General features: G+C 72.6%; 18 protein-coding genes. 11 read left to right on the top strand and 7 right to left on the bottom strand.

Annotated features, from left to right (window positions below):
* Positions 1–14: 14 nt before the first annotated feature.
* Positions 15–968, top strand: coding sequence for an aldo/keto reductase (locus tag ODJ79_RS26735; RefSeq protein ID WP_263026341.1), 954 nt, complete (start codon positions 15–17; stop codon positions 966–968).
* Here the strand turns inward: ODJ79_RS26735 and ODJ79_RS26730 are convergent.
* The gene (locus ODJ79_RS26730) at positions 965–1,765 is read right to left on the bottom strand and encodes a helix-turn-helix domain-containing protein (RefSeq protein WP_263026340.1); all 801 of its coding nucleotides are present in this window, start codon (positions 1,763–1,765) and stop codon (positions 965–967) included. The two genes, ODJ79_RS26735 and ODJ79_RS26730, sit on opposite strands and share 4 nt — an antisense overlap.
* A gap of 101 nt (positions 1,766–1,866) precedes the next feature.
* Between ODJ79_RS26730 and ODJ79_RS26725 the strand changes: the two genes are divergently transcribed.
* On the top strand, positions 1,867–2,589 hold the full coding sequence (locus ODJ79_RS26725; RefSeq protein WP_263026339.1) for an SDR family oxidoreductase: 723 nt from the start codon (positions 1,867–1,869) through the stop codon (positions 2,587–2,589).
* 4 nt (positions 2,590–2,593) lie between these two features.
* Here the strand turns inward: ODJ79_RS26725 and ODJ79_RS26720 are convergent, their stop codons facing one another.
* On the bottom strand, positions 2,594–3,535 hold the full coding sequence (locus ODJ79_RS26720; protein WP_263026338.1) for an inositol-3-phosphate synthase: 942 nt from the start codon (positions 3,533–3,535) through the stop codon (positions 2,594–2,596).
* A gap of 45 nt (positions 3,536–3,580) precedes the next feature.
* Between ODJ79_RS26720 and ODJ79_RS26715 the strand changes: the two genes are divergently transcribed.
* Entirely contained in the window at positions 3,581–5,053 is a 1,473-nt protein-coding gene (locus ODJ79_RS26715) for an ATP-binding protein (RefSeq protein WP_263026337.1), read from the top strand.
* Positions 5,054–5,062: 9 nt separating this feature from the next.
* Here the strand turns inward: ODJ79_RS26715 and ODJ79_RS26710 are convergent, their stop codons facing one another.
* The gene (locus ODJ79_RS26710) at positions 5,063–6,649 is read right to left on the bottom strand and encodes an acyl-CoA dehydrogenase family protein (RefSeq protein WP_263026336.1); all 1,587 of its coding nucleotides are present in this window, start codon (positions 6,647–6,649) and stop codon (positions 5,063–5,065) included.
* A 762-nt stretch (positions 6,650–7,411) separates the two neighbouring features.
* Here ODJ79_RS26710 and ODJ79_RS26705 point away from each other — a divergent pair.
* A complete protein-coding gene (locus ODJ79_RS26705) occupies positions 7,412–9,211 on the top strand; it encodes a dynamin family protein (RefSeq protein ID WP_263026335.1) in 1,800 nt (599 codons plus the stop codon).
* An 80-nt stretch (positions 9,212–9,291) separates the two neighbouring features.
* Positions 9,292–10,725: a dynamin family protein gene (locus tag ODJ79_RS26700; RefSeq protein ID WP_263026334.1), complete on the top strand. Its 1,434-nt coding sequence runs from the start codon at positions 9,292–9,294 to the stop codon at positions 10,723–10,725.
* Here the strand turns inward: ODJ79_RS26700 and ODJ79_RS26695 are convergent.
* The 3 genes from ODJ79_RS26695 to ODJ79_RS26685 are packed head-to-tail and all read right to left on the bottom strand — an operon-like array spanning position 10,707 to position 16,044.
* Positions 10,707–13,259 carry an Hsp70 family protein gene (locus ODJ79_RS26695; protein ID WP_263026333.1) on the bottom strand — a complete coding sequence of 851 codons (2,553 nt, stop codon included), beginning with the start codon at positions 13,257–13,259 and terminating at the stop codon, positions 10,707–10,709. The two genes, ODJ79_RS26700 and ODJ79_RS26695, sit on opposite strands and share 19 nt — an antisense overlap.
* A 9-nt stretch (positions 13,260–13,268) precedes the next feature.
* Positions 13,269–14,330, bottom strand: coding sequence for a hypothetical protein (locus ODJ79_RS26690; RefSeq protein ID WP_263026332.1), 1,062 nt, complete (start codon positions 14,328–14,330; stop codon positions 13,269–13,271).
* 25 nt (positions 14,331–14,355) lie between these two features.
* On the bottom strand, positions 14,356–16,044 hold the full coding sequence (locus ODJ79_RS26685) for a transglycosylase SLT domain-containing protein (RefSeq protein ID WP_263026331.1): 1,689 nt from the start codon (positions 16,042–16,044) through the stop codon (positions 14,356–14,358).
* 189 nt (positions 16,045–16,233) lie between these two features.
* Between ODJ79_RS26685 and ODJ79_RS26680 the strand changes: the two genes are divergently transcribed.
* From ODJ79_RS26680 to ODJ79_RS26670, 3 genes are read left to right on the top strand one after another with little or no spacing between them, the layout of a single operon-like run.
* Positions 16,234–16,854, top strand: coding sequence for a response regulator transcription factor (locus tag ODJ79_RS26680; RefSeq protein ID WP_263026330.1), 621 nt, complete (start codon positions 16,234–16,236; stop codon positions 16,852–16,854).
* A 4-nt stretch (positions 16,855–16,858) separates the two neighbouring features.
* A complete protein-coding gene (locus ODJ79_RS26675; RefSeq protein WP_263026329.1) occupies positions 16,859–18,781 on the top strand; it encodes an ATP-binding protein in 1,923 nt (640 codons plus the stop codon).
* Complete coding sequence (locus ODJ79_RS26670; RefSeq protein WP_263026328.1) at positions 18,762–19,331, top strand: DUF4255 domain-containing protein; 570 nt, start codon at positions 18,762–18,764, stop codon at positions 19,329–19,331. The genes ODJ79_RS26675 and ODJ79_RS26670 overlap by 20 nt, the downstream gene beginning before the upstream one ends.
* On the opposite strand, the gene ODJ79_RS26665 is transcribed toward ODJ79_RS26670, so the two are convergent.
* Positions 19,303–19,530, bottom strand: coding sequence for a hypothetical protein (locus tag ODJ79_RS26665; RefSeq protein WP_263026327.1), 228 nt, complete (start codon positions 19,528–19,530; stop codon positions 19,303–19,305). The genes ODJ79_RS26670 and ODJ79_RS26665 overlap by 29 nt on opposite strands.
* Positions 19,531–19,559: 29 nt before the next feature.
* On the opposite strand from ODJ79_RS26665, the gene ODJ79_RS26660 reads away from it, so the two are divergent.
* The 3 genes from ODJ79_RS26660 to ODJ79_RS26650 all read left to right on the top strand — a co-directional run bounded on the left by ODJ79_RS26660 (position 19,560) and on the right by ODJ79_RS26650 (position 21,198).
* Complete coding sequence (locus ODJ79_RS26660; protein ID WP_263026326.1) at positions 19,560–19,943, top strand: iron chaperone; 384 nt, start codon at positions 19,560–19,562, stop codon at positions 19,941–19,943.
* Between the two features lie 83 nt (positions 19,944–20,026).
* Positions 20,027–20,593, top strand: a complete 567-nt coding sequence (locus ODJ79_RS26655) for a Uma2 family endonuclease (RefSeq protein ID WP_263026325.1) — start codon at positions 20,027–20,029, stop codon at positions 20,591–20,593.
* A gap of 284 nt (positions 20,594–20,877) precedes the next feature.
* Complete coding sequence (locus tag ODJ79_RS26650) at positions 20,878–21,198, top strand: hypothetical protein (protein ID WP_263026324.1); 321 nt, start codon at positions 20,878–20,880, stop codon at positions 21,196–21,198.
* The last annotated feature ends 28 nt before the right edge of the window (positions 21,199–21,226 follow it).

Below are 21,226 nucleotides of genomic sequence, written 5' to 3'. Positions count from 1 at the left end.
GGGGAGGATCCATCATGGACATCAGAGATTTCGGCCGGCTCGGGCGGATCAGCGCGCTGACCCTCGGCGGCGGGGGAATCGCCGGGGTGTGGGGAACGACCGATCGGGCCGAGGCGGTCGCCACCATCCGGGCGGCCCTGGACGCCGGCATCACCATGCTCGACCTGGCGCCCGCCTACGGCATCGGCGCCGAGTCGGAGCGGGCGGCGGGCGAGGCGCTGCGGCCCTCGGACGACGTCATGATCACGACGAAGGTGCAGCTGCCGGACGACACCGAGCGCGACTTCGAGGGGCGGATCCGGCGGAGCCTGGCGGCCAGCCTGTCCCGGATCGGGCGCGACCGGATCGACCTTCTCCTGCTGCACACCCATCTGCGGCCGCGGGACGGGTCGCCGTCGGGGACGAACCTCCTCGGCTGGGACGCGTACCGGGACGCCGTCCTGCCGGTCTTCGCGCAGCTGGTGGACGAGGGCCTGATCCGGGGCTGGGGAATCACCGCGGTCGGCCACCCGGCTCCGGTGCTCGACGCGCTGCGGACGGCGCCACGGCCGGATGCGGCGCAGATCGTGGTCAATGCCCTCGACACGCCCGGCGACCTGTGGGGGTTCGACGGGGTGGCACCGGAGAACCCGGCCCTGCTGGCGGCCGCCGGCGCCAACGGCGTCGCGGTGATCGGGATCCGGGCCGTGGCGGCGGGGTCGCTCACGTCCGGGCTCGACCGGCCGGTGCCGGCCGGCCACCCGGCGGCCGCCGACTTCGCGCGGGCCGAGCCGTTCCGCAAGCTCGCGGCGTCGGTCGGGGAGACGCCCTCGATGCTCGCGCACCGGTACGCGCTGTCGGTCCCCGGGGTGGCGACCGTGGTCCTCGGCGTGAAGAACCGGGCCGAGCTGGCGGAGTGCGTCGAGGCCGAGGCGCGGGGGCCGCTGTCGGCGGCCGAGATGGCTGCGGTCGAGGCGGTGCGCCGTTAGCTTTCCTGGGCGGCGAGCGCGAGCAGCGCCAACGCGTCCGCGGAGGGGCTGCCCGGCGCCGCCTGGAACACCACGAGCCGCTGGCCGTCGGCCACCGACAGCACCTCCGAGCGCAGCTCCAGGCGGCCGACCGCGGGGTGGCGGAAGGTGCGGTCGGTTCCGCTTTTCACGCGTACGTCGTAGTCGCGCCACAGGGCGGCGAACTCCTTGCTGGTCGCGCTCAACTCGGCGGCAAGGCCGGCGGCCTGCTCCGGCGGGATCGTCCGCAGGTGGGCCACGCAGTCCCGGGCCATCCGCGGCCAGGAGGCGATCACCTCACGGGCCGACGGATGGCGGAACATGTAGCGGACGAAGTTCCGGCGTGCCCGGGGCCAGTCGGCGAGACCCGGCAGGAGGGCCAGACCCTCGGGGTTCTCGGCGAGGATGTCGCTGCCGGGGCTCAGCACGAACGCCGGGGCCGGCCGGACGGTCTCCAGCAGCTGGCGCAGGCCGGGGCGGGCGCTCACCGGGGCGGGCCGCCCGGTGATCCGGCCGGCCGCCAGGCGATGCAGGTGGTCGCGCTCGTCGGCGTCCAGGCGGAGCGCGTCCGCGAGCGCGTCGAGCACCGCAGCGCTGGGGTTGCGGTCACGGCCCTGTTCGAGGCGGATGTAGTAGTCGACGCTGACCCCGGCCACGGCCGCGAGCTCCTCGCGGCGGAGGCCGGGGGTCTGCCGCCGGCCCACCCCGGCCGCGAGCCCGACCTCGGCGGGACCGATCCGGGCCCGCCGGCCGCGCAGGAAATCACCGAGGTCGCTCACGCCCCGAGTCTGCCACCCCGCACCGGTCCCGCCCTGGCCCCGCGAGGGCCAGGCGTGCCGCGGCCTTCCCAGTGAGCCACGCGACGCCCAGGCTGGGCCGCATGGCAAACAACGACATGAACGACAAGCGGGTGGTCATCGTCGGTGGCGGTTCGGGGATGGGGTTCGCCCTGGCCGAGCTGCTGGTCGCGGAGGGCGCCCGGGTCCACCTGGCGGGCCGGTCGGAGCGGAAGCTGGCCGCGGCCCGGCAGCGCCTCGGAGCGTCGGTCACGGCGAGCCGGACCGACATCGCCGACGAGGACGACGTCCAGCGCCTGTTCGCCGACCCGGTCGATCACGTCGTGGTCACCGCGGCCGACGCGAACGGCTCCTACAGCCCGATCGAGAGCTTCCCGCTCAAGGCGGCCTGGACCGTGCTCGGCACCAAGGTGATCGGCCCGTGGCTGGTGGCCAAGCACGCGGCGGCGGTGATGGCGACCGGTTCGATCACGTTCACCTCGGGCATCGCCGCCTATCGGCCCAGCCCCGGCTCGTCCGTGCTGGCCACCGCGAACGGCGCGCTCGAGGCGCTGGCCCGCACGCTGGCCGTCGAGCTGGCCCCGATCCGGGTCAACGTCGTCTCGCCGGGCTGGGTCGACACCCCGATCTGGGACGACCTCGCCGGCCCGGCCAAGAACGAGCGGCTCGCGGCGATGGCCGCCAAGCTCCCGGCCGGGCGGGTCGGGCGTCCCGCCGACATCGCGCAGGCCTTCCGGGCGTTGCTGGGCAACGAGTTCATCACCGGGACGACCCTGCACGTCGAGGGCGGTCACCGCTTGGTGTGAAGGGTCAGACGGCGGTGCCGGGCGGGGACTTGAGCAGGGCGGCCGCCTCGGCCGGATAACCGCCCGCGCCGGACCGCAGCGCCGCGGCCGCCACCCGGATCAGGTCCACATTGACGCCGGCGGCGCCCGACGGGTCGTCCACCCGCAGGCGGACCTCCAGGCTGACCGGCGTCCCGGCCCAGCCCTGCGCCTCGACGTTGATGTGGGCGACCTTCTGCGACCGCAACTGCGGGAGGTAGCCCAGCGGCGCCATCTGGACCTTGTCCGAGCCGACCGCGTTCACCTTGGACTGCTTCTTGGTGTTCGGGTTCTCCACCAGATTGCGGAAGTCCTCGGTGCCCCCGAGATTGACCTGGTACGTGCTGGTCAGCGTCAGCCCCCGCTCGTCCAGCAGCCGCAGCAGCGTCCGATGCAGCACCGAGGTGCCGAACTGGCTGGCCAGGTCGTCCCCGATCAGCGGCAGCCCGGCCGCGGCGAACGCGTCGAGCAGGGACGAGTCGCGGGCGACCGGGTCCGAGGTGGTGTTGATGAAGGCCACCCCGGCCCGGAGGGCGGCCGCCGCGTACGCGCGGGCCGTCTCCGGCCGGCCGCTCGGCGCGGAGTACAGCAGCACCTCGGCGCCGGCCAGCGCGGCGACCACCCGGTCGGCCCCGGTCTCGTCGACCAGGCCGCGCTGCACGGTCACACCGGCCGGCGGCAGCGACGGGAGCAGCGCGGGCACGTTGTTGGGCGGGGCGAAGATCGCCTCGTGCAGGTCCTTGCCGACCTTGTCGTCGGAGAGCGCGAAGGCCGCCACCACGTCGATGTCGCCGACCCCGAGCCCGGCGATCGACGGGCGGTGGACGCCGACCTCGGAGCCGGTCGCACGGTAGTAGGCGAGCCCCTGGACCAGGGCCGACGTGTTGTTGCCGACGCCGACCACGGCGACCTTGGCATTGTTGATCATGGTGGGGAGAGTAGCGATCTGGTGCAACCGTGTCACTGTTGGTGCATGCCAGACGCGAGCTTCGCGCGACAGCGCGGCGAGATCTTCGAGTACGCGGGCGCCACCGTGGAGATGGTCGACGCGGCCACCCTGCTGGCCGCGGCCCGGGTCAACCCGGTCGACCTGCTGCGGCAGGCGAGCTGGCCGGAGCCGGTGAAACGGGTGGACCTGAGCGTGGCCGGCGCCGATCGGCCGGGCGGGCCGGTGCACGCGTTCTCGGCGGCGATCTCCACGGCCGACGAGCCGTACTCGAAGGAGCGCATCCGCAAGCTGGTGCTGGGGCAGGACCCGGTCGGGCTGCTGCTCGCGAAGCGGATCGAGCAGGGCGACCCGATCACCACCCGGATCGTGGACAGTGTCGGATCGGCGGCGGTCGCGGCGTACCGCAAGCTTGGTCTTGATCGACCCACCCAGCCGGCCGCGAACCGCCGGCCCGCCACCCTCGCGGACGCCGTCGTGGGTTTGCAGGCGACCGTGACGTACGACGAGAGCGGCACCGTCGTGCGGCTGTTCGCCGAGGTGCCGCGGGACGACGTGACGCCCGCCCACCTGCAGGCCTTCGTCGGGCTCACCCTGCAGGCGGTGCTCGAGCTGGCCGGTGAGAACTCGCTGACCGGGCGCAAGTTTGTGATCAGCCGGGACGCGGTGCCGCCGCGCACGGCGCCCACCACCCAGACCGTCACGCTCGACATGGTCGGCGGGCTCACCGAGGTGGTCGCCGAGCTGCGCGAGATCGCGGTGTCGTTCCGGCACCCCGAGGCGATGGAGCGCTGGGGCGCACGCCGGCCGCAGGGCATCCTGATGTACGGGCCGCCGGGCACCGGCAAGACGATGCTGTCCCGGGCCCTCGCGAACGAGATCGGCGCGGACTTCCGGGAGATCCGCACCCCGGAGATCCTCGACAAGTGGCTGGGCGGCTCGGAGCGCAACATCAAGCAGATCTTCCGGGACGCGCGGCGTTACCGGGTGCCGACGCTGATGCTGTTCGACGAGTTCGACTCGATCGTCAGCTATGCGGGCGCCGGCGGCGACGCGGCCAGCCAGGCGCTGAACGCGGTCGCCGGGATCTTCAAGCAGGAGATGAACGACCTGATCGAGGAGAACCCGAACGTGCTGGTCGTGGCGACCACGAACTTCCCGCACCGGGTGGACGACTCGCTGATCCGGTCCGGCCGCTTCGACGTGAAGCTCAGCGTGCCGAAACCGGACGAGGCGAGCCGGGCCGAGATCTTCCGCAAGATGATCCAGGGGCTGATCGCGGCGCACGAGCAGCCGGGCTTCGAGATGTTCGCCGACGACCTCGACCTGGTGGCGCTCGCGCACGCCAGCCACGGCATGACCGGGGCGGACATCAAGGAGGTGCTGCGCCGGGTGCAGCTGGCCAAGGCGATGCAGGACGCACGGACCGGCGGCCACGTCGCCCCCATCTCGCAGGACGAGCTGCTGGCGAGCGTACGGGACCTGCTCGGGTCCCGCTGACCCGCCGGACTACTGCGGCGCCGCCCGCTCGATGATCGCCGCGGTGTCGACGGCGGCGGGCAGGGTGCCGAAGGTGTGGCCCCAGTCGCCGGCCAGCCGGGTCGCGCAGAACGCGTCGGCGACCTCGGCCGGGGAGTGCCGCACGAGCAGCGACGCCTGCAGGACGACCGCCATCCGCTCGGTGACCCGGCGGGCCTGTCCCTCGTCCATGGCCATCGTGCGCAGGCCGGCGACCGCCTCGTCGATCCGCCGGTCGACGCCCGACACCTCGGCCAGCAGCGCCTCCAGGCTATCCGGCTCGCGGTGCAGCGTGCGCAGCACGTCGAGGGCCTGGACGTTGCCGGAGCCCTCCCAGATCGAGTTGAGCGGGGCGTCCCGGTAGAGCCGGGGCAGGCCGGAGTCCTCGACGTAGCCGTTGCCGCCCAGGCACTCGAGGGCCTCGCCGACCACGGCCGGCTGCCGCTTGCACACCCAGAACTTGCCGACCGCGATCGCCAGCCGGCGGAACGCGTGCTCGCCCCGGTCGACGGCGCCGGCCAGGCGCATGGCCAGGACGGTCGCCGCCTCGGACTCGATCGCCAGGTCGGCGAGGACGTTGCGCATGGCGGGCTGATCGGCCAGCAGCCGGCCGAAGGCGGAGCGGTGCCGGGCGTGGTGCATCGCCTGGTTGAGGGCGGCGCGCATGCCGGAGGCGGAGCCGGTCACGCAGTCGAGGCGGGTCATCGCGACCATCTCGATGATGGTGCGGACGCCGCGCCCCTCCTCGCCGACCAGCCAGGCGACGGTGTCCTCGAACTCCGGCTCGCTGGACGCGTTGCTGCGGTTGCCCAGCTTGTCCTTGAGGCGCTGGATGCGGAACACGTTCTTCTCGCCGCTCGGCAGCACCCTCGGCACCAGGAAACACGACAGACCCGCGGCCGTCTGGGCCAGCACCAGGAACAGATCGCACATCGGCGCGCTGGTGAACCACTTGTGACCGGTGAGCCGCCAGGTCCCGTCGGCGGACCGGGTCGCCCGGGTGGTGTTGGCCCGGACGTCCGAGCCGCCCTGCTTCTCGGTCATGCCCATGCCGGCCAGCAGCCCGCGCTTGGTCGTTGGTGTCCGCAGTCCGGGGTCGTATTCGCGGCCGGCGAGCAGCGGCTCATACATTTCGGAAAGGTCGGAATTGTTCCGCAGGGCGGGGATGACGGCGTAGGTCATCGAGATCGGGCACGAGTGCCCGGCCTCCACCTGGGACCAGACATACAGGCCGGCAGCCCGCGCGACATGAGCCCCGGCGCGGTCGTCCGCCCAGGCGGCCCCGGCCAGCCCTTCGCCGACCGCCACCCCCATGAGCCGATGCCAGGAGGGGTGGAACTCGACCTCGTCGACCCGGTGCCCGTACCGGTCATGGGTGATCAGCCGCGGCTCGTACCGGTTCGCCTCGTCCGCCCACCGCTGCGGCTCCGCCGTCCCGGCCAGCTTCCCGAGCCGGTGCAGATCGCCGACCGCCCAGGGCGCGCCCTCCCGGGCCACGCCGGCCAGCAGCGCGGCATCGGCCGAGACGTCGTAGTCGACAAGCGGCGGGGCCTGGTTGAACACCTCGTGGGTCGTCACACCCGCAATCTACTCGCCGGTAGCTTCCGAGGCCACGCCCCGACCACCGGCACCGATCCCGCCGGCCCGTTCAGCGCCGCCCGGTCCGCGGGCCCGCTCGGCGTCGCGCCGCCACTCGCCCTGCGTCGCGCCGCCACTCGCCCTGCGTCGCGCCGTCCCGTGCGTCGCGCCGTCCCGTGCGTCGCGCCGTCCCGTGCGTCGCGCCGTCCCGCGCGTCGCGCCCACCTGAGTCGCCGAGCTCCGCGCCGTCGCGGGCCGGCGGGGTGCGGGTGGCGCTTTGGTGCGAGCTGTGCGCGCTTTTCGCCAAGGTCGCGCGGCGACGGGCGAAAGTGGAGCGTTCGTGCGAGCTGCGCGCGCCCTTTCTCCAAGATCGAGCGCGCTTCATCCGGGGGAGCGAGGGGGGAGGGGCTCCGCACGCACCTCGCGGGGTGCCGTGCCGCGAGGTACGTGCGGAGGTCGGTGGGCCCCAACGGTGAGGCTCAAGCATCGTAGTGGTGGGCGGCTGCGCGCGCCCAGCCCTCGGGACTGCCGGATGCGCCGCGATCGAGCGACAGAGTCATAAGGTCGCACATCGAGGGTGGGTTGTGGGTGTCGGATTTCTGTCCGGCGGAGCACCCATCCGGATCGGGACTTGATCCGAATCCGGTGTGGATTCAGGCTGGTACGTCCGGCGGTCGGGGAGCGCCAGGTGGGTCGGGTGCCCGGTGGGTGGAGAATGGCCGGGTACGCGCCACGAAGGACCAGGAGGGGGCGGGGCGGTCGGTGACCTCGACATCCACGCAGGCGGCCCGGCCCGAGGGCGATGTGCTGGACGGGCTGGCGGACGCCCGGGCCCTGGCGCAGGCGGCCGGCCGCGGCGATCTCGTCGGACGGCTGGACGCCGCGGCGCAGCGGCTGCGGTCCGAGGAGGCGACCGTCGCCGTGGTCGGCGAGTTCAAGCAGGGCAAGAGCACGCTGGTCAACGCCCTGCTGCGCACCGACATCTGCCCGGTGGACGCGGACATCGTGACCGCGGTTCCGACCATCCTGCGGTTCGGCCGGCCGCCGGCCGCGTTCCTGCGGCTGGACGGCGTCGACGAGCCGGTCCCGATCCCCTTCGACGACCTGCGCCGGTACATCACCGAGGGCAGCACGGCCTCGGCGCCGGCCGCCGAGGGGGACGTGCCGCCGGTGACCCGCGGCGTCGAGGTGCGCCTCGACCGGCGGCTGCTCGGGGCCGGACTGTCGATCATCGACACCCCGGGCGTCGGCGGGCTCGACTCGGCCCAGGGCAACCTCACGCTGGCCGCGCTCTCCCTCGCCGGGGCGGCCCTGTTCGTCACCGACGCCGCCCAGGAGCTCACCGCCCCCGAGGTCGACTTCCTGCGCCGCGCCCTGGAACGCTGCCCGCGCGCCTTCCTCGTGATCACCAAGACCGACCTGTACGGCGAGTGGCGCCGGATCGTCGACATCAACGAGGGGCACCTGCGACGGGCCGGCCTGGACGTCCCGATCGTCGCGGTCTCCTCGTTCCTGCGGATGCGCGCCCAGGCCCGCGACTCCACCCAGCTCAACGAGGAGTCCGGCTTCCCGCGGCTGGTCGACGTGCTGCGCCGGGACGTGCTGGGCGCGGCGGCGGCGACCAGGACCGCGGCGGCGCGGGCCGAGCTCGCCTTCGTCGTCGCGCAGCTGCGCGAGCGGGTCGAGGCCGAGCAGGCCGTCGCCGCGGCCCCGGCGAAGACGCCCGAGGTGGTACGGCGATACGCCGAGAAGACCCGGCGCGGCGCCTGGCTGGCCGGCGGCTCCTGGCAGACCGTGCTCGGCGACGGCGTGCAGGATCTCAGCTCCGATGTGGAGCACGACCTGCGCGAGCGGCTGCGGCTGATGGTGCGCCGCGGCGAGGACCTGATCGACGAGTCCGACCCGAAGGAGACCTGGCGCGACTTCCAGGCCTGGGCGCAGCGGGAGGCGGCCTCGGCGGCGGTGGACAACCTGATGCTGCTGGTCACCCGCACCGAGCAGCTCGCGCACGACGTGGCCGAGCGGTTCGGGCTGGAGTACGACAGCCTCGACGTCGACCTGCCCGCTCCCGAGCTGGCCCTGCGGAAGGTGGACGAGCTGGACGTGAGCTTCCAGAAGTCGGGCGTGCAGCAGTTCCTCGGCGCCTTCACGGCGGCCCGGGTGACGTACGGCGGGATCTACATGATCGGCGCGGTGGGTGCGTTCTTCAGCCTGGCCCTCGCGCCGATCGGCCTGCTGGCCGGCATGACGCTCGGCCGCCGGATGATCAAGAGCGAGCGGGAGCGGCAGGTGCTGCAGCGGCGGATGCAGGCCAAGGCCGAACTGCGACGGTACGTGGACGACGTCGGCTTCCACGTCGGACGCGACTGCCGGGAGGCGATCCGCCGCACCCAGCGCTTCCTGCGGGACGAGTTCGCCAACCGGGCGCAGGCCGTCGAGCGGTCCGCCGCGGCGACCGAGGCCGCGGTCCGCGAGATCGCCGAGCTGCCGCCCGACCAGCGTCACGCCAAGGTCGCGCAGCTGGCCGAGGCGCGCCGCCGATTGGACAGGCTCGCGGCGTGAGCGAGCTGTCCCGAGCGCGAGCGGGCCGCCGAGGCCCGCATGATCCCGAGGGCCACGAGTCCACGCCCAGGAGACACAGCATGAACCTTCTTGATCAGGTGCGGGTGCTGCTGGAGCGGGCGGTGCAGGAGACCCGCGACCCCCGGGCCGTGCAGGCGCGCCGGCGGATCGACGAGCCGCTGCGGGTGGCCATCGCCGGCAAGGTCAAGGCCGGCAAGTCCACCCTGCTCAACGCGCTGGTCGGCGAGGAGCTGGCGGCCACCGACGCGGGCGAGTGCACCCGGATCGTCACCTGGTACGCCGACGGTCCGACGTACGCGGTCACCGCCCATCTGGCCGGTGGCACCGCCGAGGCGCGGCCGTTCACCCGGCGCGACGGCGCGGTGCAGATCTCGCTGGGCCGCCCGGCCGAGCAGATCGACCACCTCGAGGTGCGGGTCCCGAGCAGCCGGCTGCGGCAGCACACGCTGATCGACACCCCGGGCATCGCCTCGCTCTCCACCGACGTCTCGCTGCGCGCGATGGCGTTCCTGGAGGCCGAGGGGGAGCGGGCCGCGCAGACCGACGCGGTCATCTACCTGCTGCGGCACATGCACGGCAGCGACGTCCGGTTCCTGGAGTCGTTCCACGGCGACGGCCTGTCCCAGGGGACGCCGGTCAACGCGGTCGGCGTGCTGTCGCGGGCCGACGAGATCGGCGGCTGCCGCCTCGACGCGATGGACTCGGCCGCCCGGGTCGCCGCCCGCTACGCGACGGACGAGCGGCTGCGCCGGCTCTGCCCGGTCGTGGTCCCGGTGGCCGGGCTGCTCGGCGCGGCCGGCGCGACCCTGCGCGAGCAGGAATACCAGGTTCTCGCCGCGATCGCCGCCGAGCCGATGGACGAGGTGGTGGAGCTGCTGCTGACCGCCGACCGGTTCGCGGCCTCCGGCGAGCACCGTGCCCGCGTGCTGGCCCGGCTGGGCCTGTTCGGCGTACGGCTGTCGGTGCGGCTGATCCGGGAGCGGACGGTCGCCGACTCGGGGGCCCTCGCCCGGGCGCTGACCGAGCACAGCGGCATCGACCGGCTGCGCGAGGTGTTCGCCGCCCAGTTCGTCGGCCGCAGCGAGGTGCTCAAGGCGCGCTCGGCGCTGGCCGTGCTCGACGAGTGCATCCCGCCCGGATCGGCGCTCGCGGCCGAGGCCGAGCGCATCCGGGCCAGCGCGCACGAGTTCGTCGAGCTGCGACTGCTGCACCAGGTGCGCTCGGGCCGGCTGCCGGCCACCGACGACCAACTGGCCGAGATGGACCTGCTGCTCGGCGGGGCGGGCGCCGCGGCGTACGCAAGATTGGGTCTTCCGCCGAATGCCGCACCGGGGCGCATCGCCGCGGGCGCGACCGAGGCCCTCGCCCGCTGGCAGGCGATCGCGGAGCATCCGTTCTCGGCGCGCGAGCTGAAGACCGCCGCCCGCGCGGTGGCCCGCAGCTGCGAGGGCATCCTGGCGGAGCAGTACCGGGGTCAGAACCAGCAGGGGTGAGCCTCGCGCGCGGGCGGCTTGGTCAGCGTCACCTCGCCGGTGCCGTCGGGCCGCTCGATGACGATGGTCGGATGGTTCAAGTCGCCGCGCACGAACGCGAACCACTTCCCGTCCGGTGACCAGGTCGGGTCCATCTCGCGGGCCGGGTTCGAGGTGATCCGGTGCGGGTTCGACCCGTCCAGGTTGACCATCCAGATGTCCGAGGTGTCGCCGGTCAGCTCGCGGGTGTAGAGGATCTGCTGCCCGTCGGGGGAGTAGACCGGATCGTTGGCCGGCCCGACGTCCGGCGTGGTGATCTGCCGGCCCGGCTCCTTCGGGTTCGCCACCTGCAGCTCGTAGATCTGCTTGATCCCGCCCTTGTTCAGCCAGTACAGGATGGTCTTGCCGTCCGGCGACCACATCGCGTCGTCCTTCTGGATCGTCGAGTGGGTCAGCTGTTTGATTTCGCCGGTTGCCAGGGTGAGCACCGCGATCTGCAGCACCCCGTTGAACTTCTTCATGAAGGCCATCTGGGTGTCGTCGGCCGACCACGCCACCCGGCCGTCGGCGTCGTCGGCGACCAGGTGCCGGTCGCTGCCGTCGGCGTTCATCACGTAGATCGAGTGGACCTTGCTGTCCGGCGAGGCGTGGGTGAGCGCGATCTGCCGGCGCGAGTGCGACCACTTCGGCAGCACGTCGCCGTACACCGAGTTGGGCAGCGGGGTGCGGGCCGCGGTGCCCGGCGTGAAGTAGTAGACCTTGTACTTGCGGGTCGAGCTGCCGGTGGGGCCGCCGGTGTCCACCCGGATCAGCATGGTGTCGGTCGGGAAGGCCTGCGCCGGGCTCGCCGAGACCGGCGGGGTGGTCGCGGCGGTCGTGGGCAGCGGGGTGTTCCGGGCGGAGGTGTCGTTCTTCTTGTTCAGGTAGACCAGCGCGGCCGTGGTGCCGCCGGCGAGCAGGGCGACGACGAGGGCGCCGATGGCGAGGAACTTCACCAGGTTGCGCTTGTCGCCGCCCGGCGCGGCCGGCAGCGGTGGCGGCGGCCAGGGAATGGCGGTTCCGCCGCCTCCCGGCACGATCGGGGCGGCGCCGCTTCCGCCGCTTCCGCCGCTTCCGCCGTGCAGCCCGTACGGGGGAGTGGGAGCGGGGTCGATGGTGGTCGGCGGGTTCGTCGTGCCGGGAATGGCGGCCGCGCCCCGGGAGTAGGTGACCGGCGCGCCGCCGCTGATCGGCGCGTTTCCGCTGTAGATGGGCGGCCCGCTGATCGGCGGAGCGGCCGACATCCCGGCGCCGGCCGCGGCGGCGCCGGCGATCGCCCCGCCCGCGACCCCGCCCGCGACGGCCGCGCCCGCGGCCCCGCCACGCTGCGGCGACACCACCGGCGAGCGCCGGCCGACCGGCATGTCCACCACATTCGTCGCCTCCGGCCGCGGCGTCGGCGTCGCGCCCGGCGCCGGGGTCGCGCTCGAGAACGGTGACCCACCGCCGAGGACCGCCGCGGTCGACACCGCCGCGCCCATCGCGATGCTGTGCTCCGGGTGCGGGTCGGCCACCACCGGCCGCTGGAACTCGGTCGACAGCAACTGCGACACCAGCGGGATCCGCGACGACCCGCCGGCCAGCAGGAACGCGCTCAGCTGCCCGGGGTCGACCCCGCCCGTGCGCAGCGCCCGCTGGGTGGCGGTGATCGTGTCGTCCAGCGACGGCGAGATCATGCCTTCCAGCTCCGACCGGTTCAGCCGTACGCGGGTGTGCAGGCCGGGCAGCGCCACCGGGATCATCGTCTCGGTGTCGAAGGAGAGCGCCTCCTTGGCCTCCACGCAGTCGCGCCGCAGCCGGGCCAGCGACGCCACCGCCTCGGTGTCGTTCGGGTCCATCCCGTCGGCCATGCCGCCGAGCACGCTGAGCACGTGCCCGAAGACCGCCTCGTCGAAGTCGATCCCGCCCAGCTGCTCGACACCCTCGGGCTGGCCGAGCAGCACGAACCCGTCGCCCTCGCGGCGCAGCACGGCCACGTCGAACGTCCCGCCGCCCAGGTCGTACACGGCCACGGTCTCGCCGTTCGCGATCCGCCGCGCGGTCGCGTGCTGCAGCGCCGCCGCCTCGGGCTCGCTGCGCAGCCGCACCGGCCCGGCGTCGGCCAGCTTGATCGCCTGGTCGAGCTGCTCCTTCTTGTACGGCCCCCAGTTCGCCGGGTGGGTCACCGTGATCGCGGCGGGCGGGCCGTCCTGCTGCTGGATGACCGTGTCCAGCACGTGCCGCAGCAGCTTCGCGGTCAGCGCGTGCGCGGAGAACGGCGCCCCGCCGACCAGGATCGGCACCGGGTCGCCCATCCGGCGTTTGAACTCGCGGGCCAGCCGGCCCGGCTCGGACTGCCCGCGCCGCTCGGCGGCCTCGCCGATCAGCAGTCCGCCGTCCGGCTTGACGAAGACCAGCGACGGGATCTCGGCGCGCCGGCTGCCCAGCCGCACGACCTCGACCCGGCCGTCCACGAACACCGCCGCCGCGGTGTGCGTGGTGCCGAGGTCGATCCCCAACCCGTACCGCATCGCCATCCCCCGACCCTAAGACGTGACCTGGCATTTGGGCGCGAGCGTCCGCCACCGTTCGCAGTACGTCGCCGCCTCCTGCTGGTTGCGGAATCCGTCCTGCAGCAGCACCCAGAACCCCCCGTTCTGGTCGGACAGCACGTCGGTGGCGAAGCTGTCGACCAGCCGCACCGGCATGCCCCCGGCGGTCAGCCGGGTCAGCTCGGCCTGCGCCGCCGCCTGCCCGCCGCTGTGCGGAAAAACGTCGATCAGCGCGTACGGGCGGGTCACGGTCACCTGCTCGACCGGCTGCTGCTGCGGCGCGGCCGCGGCCTGGTCGCGCCCCTTGAACAGCCGCCCGGTGAACAGGCCGTGCCCGCCGGTGTGCAGCGCGATCAGGGCGGTGGCGGCGACCAGCACCACGATCGCGACGGTGCCGAGCACGACCGCGCGGACCAGTGGCTTGCTCTTGCCGGTGGCGACCTCGGTGAGGTACGGCGGGCGTTCCGTGTCGTACACGTCGCTGACCTTGATCAGGACGGCGAACGGGCGGGGCTGGCCGGTGACCGGGCGGCCGGGCTTGGCCCGCACCGCGACGGTGGCCCGGGCACCCGGCTCGAGCAGCACCGCGTCCGGCTCCACGCGCACCTGCCCGGACGGCGGGTCGAGCTCGGCGGTGATCCGCAGCGGGGCGGCGCGCCGGGTGTCGTTGGCCAGCCACAGGTCGTACGTGTGCTTCTCCCGCCGGGCGACCAGCGACCCGGTGACCGGAACCGGCAGCGCCACCTTGAGCAGGGCGGTCGCGAACCCGGCCGGCTCCCCGGTCGACGCCTCCTCGGCGTGCACGGTGAACGGCACCAGCGACGAGCTGGGCGGCTGCTCGGCCGGGGTGGTCAGCACGACGGCCACCTCGGCGGTCTCGCCGGGCCGCAGGCTCAGCTGCGGCGGCTCGACCGTGGCCCACCCGGCGGCCCGGCCACGGGCCAGGTAGATCCGCAGGTCGAGTGGCTGCGCGTACGGGTTGCGCAGCTGGACGGGCACGCGGGTGGGTACGCCGGGCGCGAGAGCAACCGGTTCGTCGGGCAGGGTCAGCTCCACGTCCACGATGGTCGCATCAACCCGGTCAGTGAAGATCGCTCAGGTCGGTAAGTTGACCGCCCGGTATCTGGTCGGCGGGGTGCGTCCCCAGCGGGTCCTCCTGCTGCGTCCCGAACGGCTCCGGGGTCATCGGCTGCGCGGTGCCGTAGATGGTCCCGCCGTAGGTCTGCTGCTGGCCGCCGAAGATCTGCTGCTGGCCGCCGAACATCTGTTGCTGGGCGCCGAGCATCTGCTGGCCGCCGTTCGCCGCGCCGGCCGGGTGGTGCAGCAGCGGGTTGTCGTTCCCGTCGAGCGGGTTCGAGCCGTCCTGGTACTCGAGCGCGTCGCTGAACCCGTCGTTGTCCGAGTCGGCCGCCGTCGGGTTGGTGCCGAGCACCTGCTCGAGGTTGTCGTCGAGGCCGTCACCGTCCGAGTCGACCCGGGTCAGCGGGGTGAGCGAGCCGTCCATGTGCCCGTCGTGGTCGGAGTCGGGCGAGCGCGGGTCGAGGCCCTGGGCCAGCTCGAACGCGTCGTTGAGCCCGTCGCCGTCGGAGTCCGCCTTGCGGGCGTCCGTCCCGTACGTGACCAGCTCCTGCGCGTCGGACAGGCCGTCGCCGTCGGTGTCGGCGCGCAGCGGGTCGAGGCCGAGCCGCCGCTCGAGGGCGTCGCTGAGCCCGTCGTGGTCGGAATCCGGCCCGCCGAGATCCGGCGGCGGCTGGACCGGGAGTGTCTGGGTCAGCGGGGTCTGCGGCACCAGCGTGGACAGCGGCTGCATCACCGGGTTGTCGATCGGGGTGGCGGTGCCGTCCGAGATGCCGGGGATGATGGCCGCGAACTCGAACCGGTTGCCGGCGTTGGCCTCGCGGACCCCGGCCCGCGGGTTGGCCGCCTCGACGACCCGGCCGTCGCCGAGGCTGATCGCCACGTGCGCGCCGGGGGTGCGGCCGTCGCCCGGGCGCGGCTCGCGGTCGAAGTGGAACAGCAGCGCGCCCGGCGTGTCCTTGGCCTTTGCCGGGTCGATCAGCAAACCCTGTTTCTTGAAGAACAGGTATTGCTCGGTGGCGGTGCGCGGAATCTTCGTCCCGGCCTGGTAGGCCGCCCATTCGGTGAAGTCGGAGCAGTCGAAGACGGACGGGTTCGGATTGGTGAGGTCCTCTTTCGCGCCGAACACGTAACGGTCGCCGATCTGCGCCTTGGCAACTCGCAGGAAAGTGTCGAGTGCGGCGTTGTTGCCGGCCGGCGCGGCGGTCCGGCTCACCAGGTCGGCCATCGGCGTGCCGGCCACGTCGTGCACCGCGGCGCCGGGCAGCTCGGTCATCCCGTGGGCCGGCTCGTGGTCGCCGTAGCCGCGGGTGCCGCTCCACATGCCGCGGCCGGAACCGTCGCCGTACGCGACCGCGGCCGCCTGAGCCTCCTCTTTGAACCGGACGTAGCGCGAGCTGAGACCGCCGTGCGTGGTCGTCCAGGGTGAGATGTCCTCGCCCCGGTGGGAGATCTCGAACGCGGCCCGCGCATTGTCCAGCGGGTCGTACAGGTTGTACTTGGTGAGGAAGTCCGGGTGGGCCTTTCCATTGATCTGCCACAGGCCGCGCGAGTCCTCGCCCACCGGGTTGTGCGCCTTGGAGTTGCCACCCGACTCGGCCAGTGCGATCGCGGTCATGGTCGCCGACTCGTCGGGCGAGAAGCCCGCCCGTCGGGCGAAACCGTAGATCTGTTCGGCGGAGTACCTCGGCATGTCCCCGAGGGTAGACACGGTAATCCACTCTGTATACGGGACGTCCGGGTTGCGCGAAAGGGCAGCGAAAGGGGCAACAGAGTTGGATCAACGACAGAGCCGATCGAGCTATTGTTCTGATCGACTTTTTCGGGCCATCATGTCTGGGCAGTTGCCCGCTCATTGGGCACTGACCAGGGGGAACAACGCATGAACTCAACACGACTGGCCACGGTGTGGATCGATGACAGTCATGCCATCGTCCGCCGTGGCATGGCGGCTTGCCTGCAGCAGGCCGACTTCGTCGTGCGCGGCGAGAGCGCGGTGCTGTCCCCCGAGCCGGTGATCGCCGATCTCGATGTGCTGGTCTTCGAGTACGCCGGACCCACCCTGCGCCGCGCCGTCCGCCTGGTCGAGGACCGCGGCACCCGGCTGGTCGCCACCGTCCGCGACGTCACCGAGCAGGCCGTCCGCGAGATGGTCGACACCGGGGTCAGCGCGATCCTGCCGCACCGCACGCTCACCGCCGAAAACCTCGTCACCAGCCTGCGCTCGGTGGTCGCCGGCAACGTGGCGCTGCCCGCCGACATGCTGTCCCGCCTGCTGCTGCACGTCACCCAGACCTCGCACCTCGGACCGGCCGGGCTCAACCCCCGGGAGCGGTCGGTGCTGCGGCTGCTCGCCGACGGGATGGACACCCGGGGGATCGCCGAGGACCTGTGCTTCTCCGAGCGCACGGTCAAGAACGTGGTGCACGACGTGCTGACCAAGCTGAACTGCCGCACCAGGGCACAGGCCGTCGCGGTGGCGACGCGCGAGGGCGTGATCTGACCCGGTGGCCGAGGCCTGGATGATGCTGGCCGACGCGCTGCTCCAGCGCGAGGCCCTGATCTGCCGGTTGGCCGAGGGCCGGCCACCGAGAGATTTCGCCGGCCTGTACGTCACCGACGACGAGGTGGAACGCCTGCTCGCCGGGTTGCCCGGCCTCGACGGCCCGGGCGTGGAACGGGTCGCCGCGGTGCGAGCCGGTGCCGCCGGGCCGGTCGTCGAGGCCCGCGAGGCGTTCGAGCTCAGTGGACCGTTCGGGACGGTCGCCGAGAACGCGGGACTCACCGTCGGCGAGGCCGAGGTCCTGGCGCTGCTGCTGGCGGTGGAGATGTCGCCGGCCCGGCAGCGGCTGGTCGGCTACATCCAGGACTCGGTGCAGCTGCCCCGGCTGACCCTGGCCACCCTCGGCCGCATCTTCGTCGAGGACGATCACGTCGGCGTTCGTGCCGTCGCCCCGCGCGGCGGCCTGATCCGCTCCGCCCTGGCCCGGGTCACCGGCGACGGCCCGTGGGGCACGCAGGTCGCCGAGCCCGCCGCCCGGCTGATCTGGCACCTGGCCGGCGACGACTCGCCCGACCCTGCCCTCCCGCCCGGCACCGCCGCCCGTTCGGGCACTATTTCCGGAAAATCGGAACTGGTGCTCGTGCACGGCGGCGACCGGGAGAGCCGCCTGCACGCCCTCGGCGGCCAACGGCTGCTGGTCGTGCCGCCGCCGGAGACCGACCTCGCCTGGCAGGCCGTCATCCGCGAGGCGACGATCACCCGGTCCACCGTGGTCGTCGATCTGCCGGCCGCGCTGCCGGCCGCCGGCCGCGACGTCATCCAGCGCGCCACCCACCTCGGCTGGGTCCTCTCCTCGCGGGGCGAGCAGCCCCTCGAATCCGTCCCCGACCGGCCCTGGCGCGAGATCGCCGTGTTCGACGGCGCGGCCGGCCCCGAGGACTGGCAGCGTGCCATGGGCCGCGACCCCGACCCCGCCTACCGCCTCAGCCGGGAGCAACTGCGCCTGGTCGCGACGGCCGCGCACACCGACGGCGGGCTCGTGGCGCCGGCCGTACGCCGCCTGGCCGGAGGCCATCTCGACGGGGTGGCCGTGCGGATCCGGCCGCGGCGGGGCTGGCCCGACCTGATCCTGCCCGCCGAGGAGTCCACCCAGCTGCGCGAGCTGGCCGCCCGGCACCGCGAGCGGGACACGGTCTACGGCCGGTGGCGCTTCCGGACCGCCCCGAGCACCGGCGTGGTGGCCCTGTTCGCCGGCCCGTCCGGCACCGGCAAGACGCTCGCCGCCGAGGTCGTCGCCGGCGAGCTCGGCCTCGACCTGTACAAGGTGGACCTGTCCGCGGTGGTCAGCAAGTACATCGGCGAGACCGAGAAGAACCTCGAACGGATCTTCGGGGCGGCCGCGGCCGGTGACCTGGTGCTGTTCTTCGACGAGGCGGACGCGCTGTTCGGCAAGCGCTCCGAGGTGAGCGACGCGCACGACCGGTACGCGAACATCGAGGTCGCCTACCTGTTGCAGCGGCTCGAGACGTACGACGGCCTGGTGGTTCTCGCCACGAACCTGCAGCGCAACATCGACGCCGCGTTCTCCCGCCGGATCTCGGTGGCGATCGACTTCGTGCCGCCCGAGGAGCCCGAACGCCGGCTGATCTGGCGGCAGGCGTTCCCGTCCACCGCGCCGGTCGCCGGCGATCTCGACCTTGACTTCCTCGCCCGCCAGTTCAAGATCACCGGTGGTGTGATCAGCAACGCCGCGCTGGGAGCCGCGTTCCTGGCCGCCGCGGAGGGCGGCCCGATCACCATGCGGCACGCGGTGCTGAGCGTGAAGCGGGAGTTCCAGAAGCTGGGCCGCCTGCGTACGGAAAAAGAATTTGATCGTTACTGGGACCTCGTGAGCAAGGACGCCACCGATGCTGCACCTGCTGGATGAAACCCTCGAGGCCTTCCTGCGCGACGTGGTGCCGCTGCCGGCCCGCGACGTCGACATCGCCTTCGACGCGCCCGACGGCGAATGGTCGGCGGCCCTGTCCACCCGGCCCACGGTCGACCTCTACCTCTGGGACATCCGCCCCAACCTGGCCGAACGCGACTACGGCGAGGTGATCGTCGAGGAGGCCGACGGCCGCCGGTACCGGCGCGACCCGCTGCCCCGGGTCGACTGCCGGTACCTGGTCACCGCCTGGACCAGCGAGGTCCGCGACGAGCACTCGCTGCTCGGTGACGTGCTGAACGCCCTGCTGCTGAACCCGGTGATCAGCACCGACCACCTGCGCGGCGGCTTCACCGAGGTGCGTCCGCTGCCCACCCTGCGGCTGCGCAGCGGCGACGGCAGCGAGAACTCGGACTTCTGGTCGGCCCTGGGCGGTCAGCTGAAACCGGGCCTCGACCTGGTCGTCACGGTCACCGTCGACGCCGCGCTGCGCGCCGCCGCCGGGCCGCCCACCGAGACCGTCATCGTCCAGGCCGCCGAACGGCGCTGACTATCGTCACGATCGGGGCGGCCACGCACACGCCGTAGAGCAGCAGCAGCGGGCCGCCCGGGCGGGCGCCCGGGGCGATGTCCGAGTTGAAGGCCAGCGAGGGCCGCACGTGGTGCCAGCGCGTGATCTCCAGATACATCAGGTACCAGGAGCCGGCCCAGACCGCCCCGCCCAGCCAGGTGACGCGTCCGGCCGCCATGCCGACATCGTAGGTGTCAGGATGCTGGCATGGGTGAGCTGACTGACTACATCGCCGGCCTGGGGGAGCCCGCCCGCTCGGTGATCGAGCGGTACCGGACCCGGGCCCTCGGCGTGGAGCCGCAGGCCGAGGAGGGCCGAAGCTACGGCATGGCGGCGCTGCGCTACCGCGACCGGCCGCTGGTCAGCGTGGTCGCCACCAAGCGGGGCTACTCGGTGTTCCCGTTCAGCGCGGCGGTCGTCGAGAGCGTGACCGCGCGGTGGCAGGGCTTCGAGTCCACCAAGGGCGGCATCAAGTTCACCGACCGGCAGCACCTCCCGGACGACGCGTTCGACGCCCTCGTGGAGCAACGCCGCGACGAGATCGACGCGGCCAGCGGTGCGCTTGGAAGGGGTCCAACTCATGACAAATAGGCGTAGAACCGTTGAGCGATCTGCCTGTCGCCGGAGCCACGCTATCTTGAGGTTGGTCGCCGATCACCATTCAGGAGGTGTGTATGACTGTCGAGATGGTCGCGCCGGCCTGGATGCATGAGCAGGTCACGGCCGAGCAATACGCGACCTGGACCGAAGAGCAATGTGCGGGCATCGAGATCGTGGATGGGATGGTCCTCGTGAGTCCGAGCGCCTCCAAGCGGCACAACCGCCTGGCCAGGCACCTGGCGAACGCCTTGGATGCTGCCGCGGGACCGGATTGGAACGCCGATACCGACTTCGATGTCCGGCTCCAGGACGTGCCACTGAACAACCGTCGTCCCGACGTGACGGTCTACCGGGCGGAGACCATCGACATCACGCCGACACGACCCGAGCATGTGCTTCTGGTGGTCGAGGTGGTTTCTCCCGGGTCGGAGACGACCGACCGGATCGTCAAGGCCGACCAGTACGCGAGGGCTGGTATCCAGTTCTACTGGCGGGTGGAGCAGGCCGCGACCGGTGCGCCTCTCGTCTACACGTACGTTCTCGACCCGGCAACGGGACGCTACCGGGGTGGCGAAGTCTTCACCGGCGTGGTGAAGCTGAGCGCGCCATTCCTCGTCGAGGTCGATCTCGGCCAGATTTGATTTGTCCGGAGTCCGGCTGGCTTCGTCATGATCGGACCCTGACCGCGGGCTTCAGCGTCGCGCCGTCGCCGTGTCAGCGGTGGCGGTCACGCTGGTGGCGATCGGCGTGCACGGGGCCGCGCCGCGGTCCCGAGGTGAGATGGGTGTCGGCACTTTGCGCGCGCGGGTGCCCGGGCAGGATCCGCTTCCCGGGTCTCGCCCGGCCGCACCTCCCCGATGGTTGACGACGGCATGGCATCAGCGCATGATCAACTAATCGCCCGCCGCGCTTCGAGGACACGGTCATGAGCTCGACAGACAGGTACTCCGGGTTCGACGAGATCCGGCGGGCAGACGCCTACCCCCGCGTGCTTCGGGCCGCCCGGCTCTACGTGGGCGGCCTTGCCTGGGGAATGATCTCGGCACTGATCGTCGCCTGCGCCGACTTGAGCGCTTGGTTTCTGCTGACCAGCGCCCTGGCCATCCCTTTCATCTGGGCCGGCGTCCGGACCGCACTTGACGCTTGGTCGCGCCTCGAACAGGAGGTTCCGGAGACGGCGCGGCGCGAGGCCAGGTCGGCTTCGATCATCGTGGCCTTTCAAGATCTGCTGAAGCGTCGGCGATGAGCGCCGGCATCGGCCTGGGTCCATCGAT

This window comes from Actinoplanes sp. KI2 (assembly GCF_025630775.1).
Classification (GTDB): domain Bacteria; phylum Actinomycetota; class Actinomycetes; order Mycobacteriales; family Micromonosporaceae; genus Actinoplanes.
This window is presented reverse-complemented; position numbering and strand designations above follow the sequence as displayed.

Excerpts from the sequence above, each read along its gene's own strand:
- ODJ79_RS26695 (WP_263026333.1), bottom strand. The coding sequence starts at position 13,259 with ATGGCGATGCGGTACGGGTTGGGGATCGACCTCGGCACCACGCACACC.
- ODJ79_RS26685 (WP_263026331.1), bottom strand. The coding sequence starts at position 16,044 with ATGCCGAGGTACTCCGCCGAACAGATCTACGGTTTCGCCCGACGGGCG.
- ODJ79_RS26735 (WP_263026341.1), top strand. The coding sequence starts at position 15 with ATGGACATCAGAGATTTCGGCCGGCTCGGGCGGATCAGCGCGCTGACC.
- ODJ79_RS26655 (WP_263026325.1), top strand. The coding sequence starts at position 20,027 with ATGACTGTCGAGATGGTCGCGCCGGCCTGGATGCATGAGCAGGTCACG.
- ODJ79_RS26680 (WP_263026330.1), top strand. The coding sequence starts at position 16,234 with ATGAACTCAACACGACTGGCCACGGTGTGGATCGATGACAGTCATGCC.
- ODJ79_RS26700 (WP_263026334.1), top strand. The coding sequence starts at position 9,292 with ATGAACCTTCTTGATCAGGTGCGGGTGCTGCTGGAGCGGGCGGTGCAG.
- ODJ79_RS26720 (WP_263026338.1), bottom strand. The coding sequence starts at position 3,535 with ATGATCAACAATGCCAAGGTCGCCGTGGTCGGCGTCGGCAACAACACG.
- ODJ79_RS26715 (WP_263026337.1), top strand. The coding sequence starts at position 3,581 with ATGCCAGACGCGAGCTTCGCGCGACAGCGCGGCGAGATCTTCGAGTAC.
- ODJ79_RS26725 (WP_263026339.1), top strand. The coding sequence starts at position 1,867 with ATGGCAAACAACGACATGAACGACAAGCGGGTGGTCATCGTCGGTGGC.
- ODJ79_RS26665 (WP_263026327.1), bottom strand. The coding sequence starts at position 19,530 with ATGGCGGCCGGACGCGTCACCTGGCTGGGCGGGGCGGTCTGGGCCGGC.
- ODJ79_RS26660 (WP_263026326.1), top strand. The coding sequence starts at position 19,560 with ATGGGTGAGCTGACTGACTACATCGCCGGCCTGGGGGAGCCCGCCCGC.
- ODJ79_RS26670 (WP_263026328.1), top strand. The coding sequence starts at position 18,762 with ATGCTGCACCTGCTGGATGAAACCCTCGAGGCCTTCCTGCGCGACGTG.
- ODJ79_RS26650 (WP_263026324.1), top strand. The coding sequence starts at position 20,878 with ATGAGCTCGACAGACAGGTACTCCGGGTTCGACGAGATCCGGCGGGCA.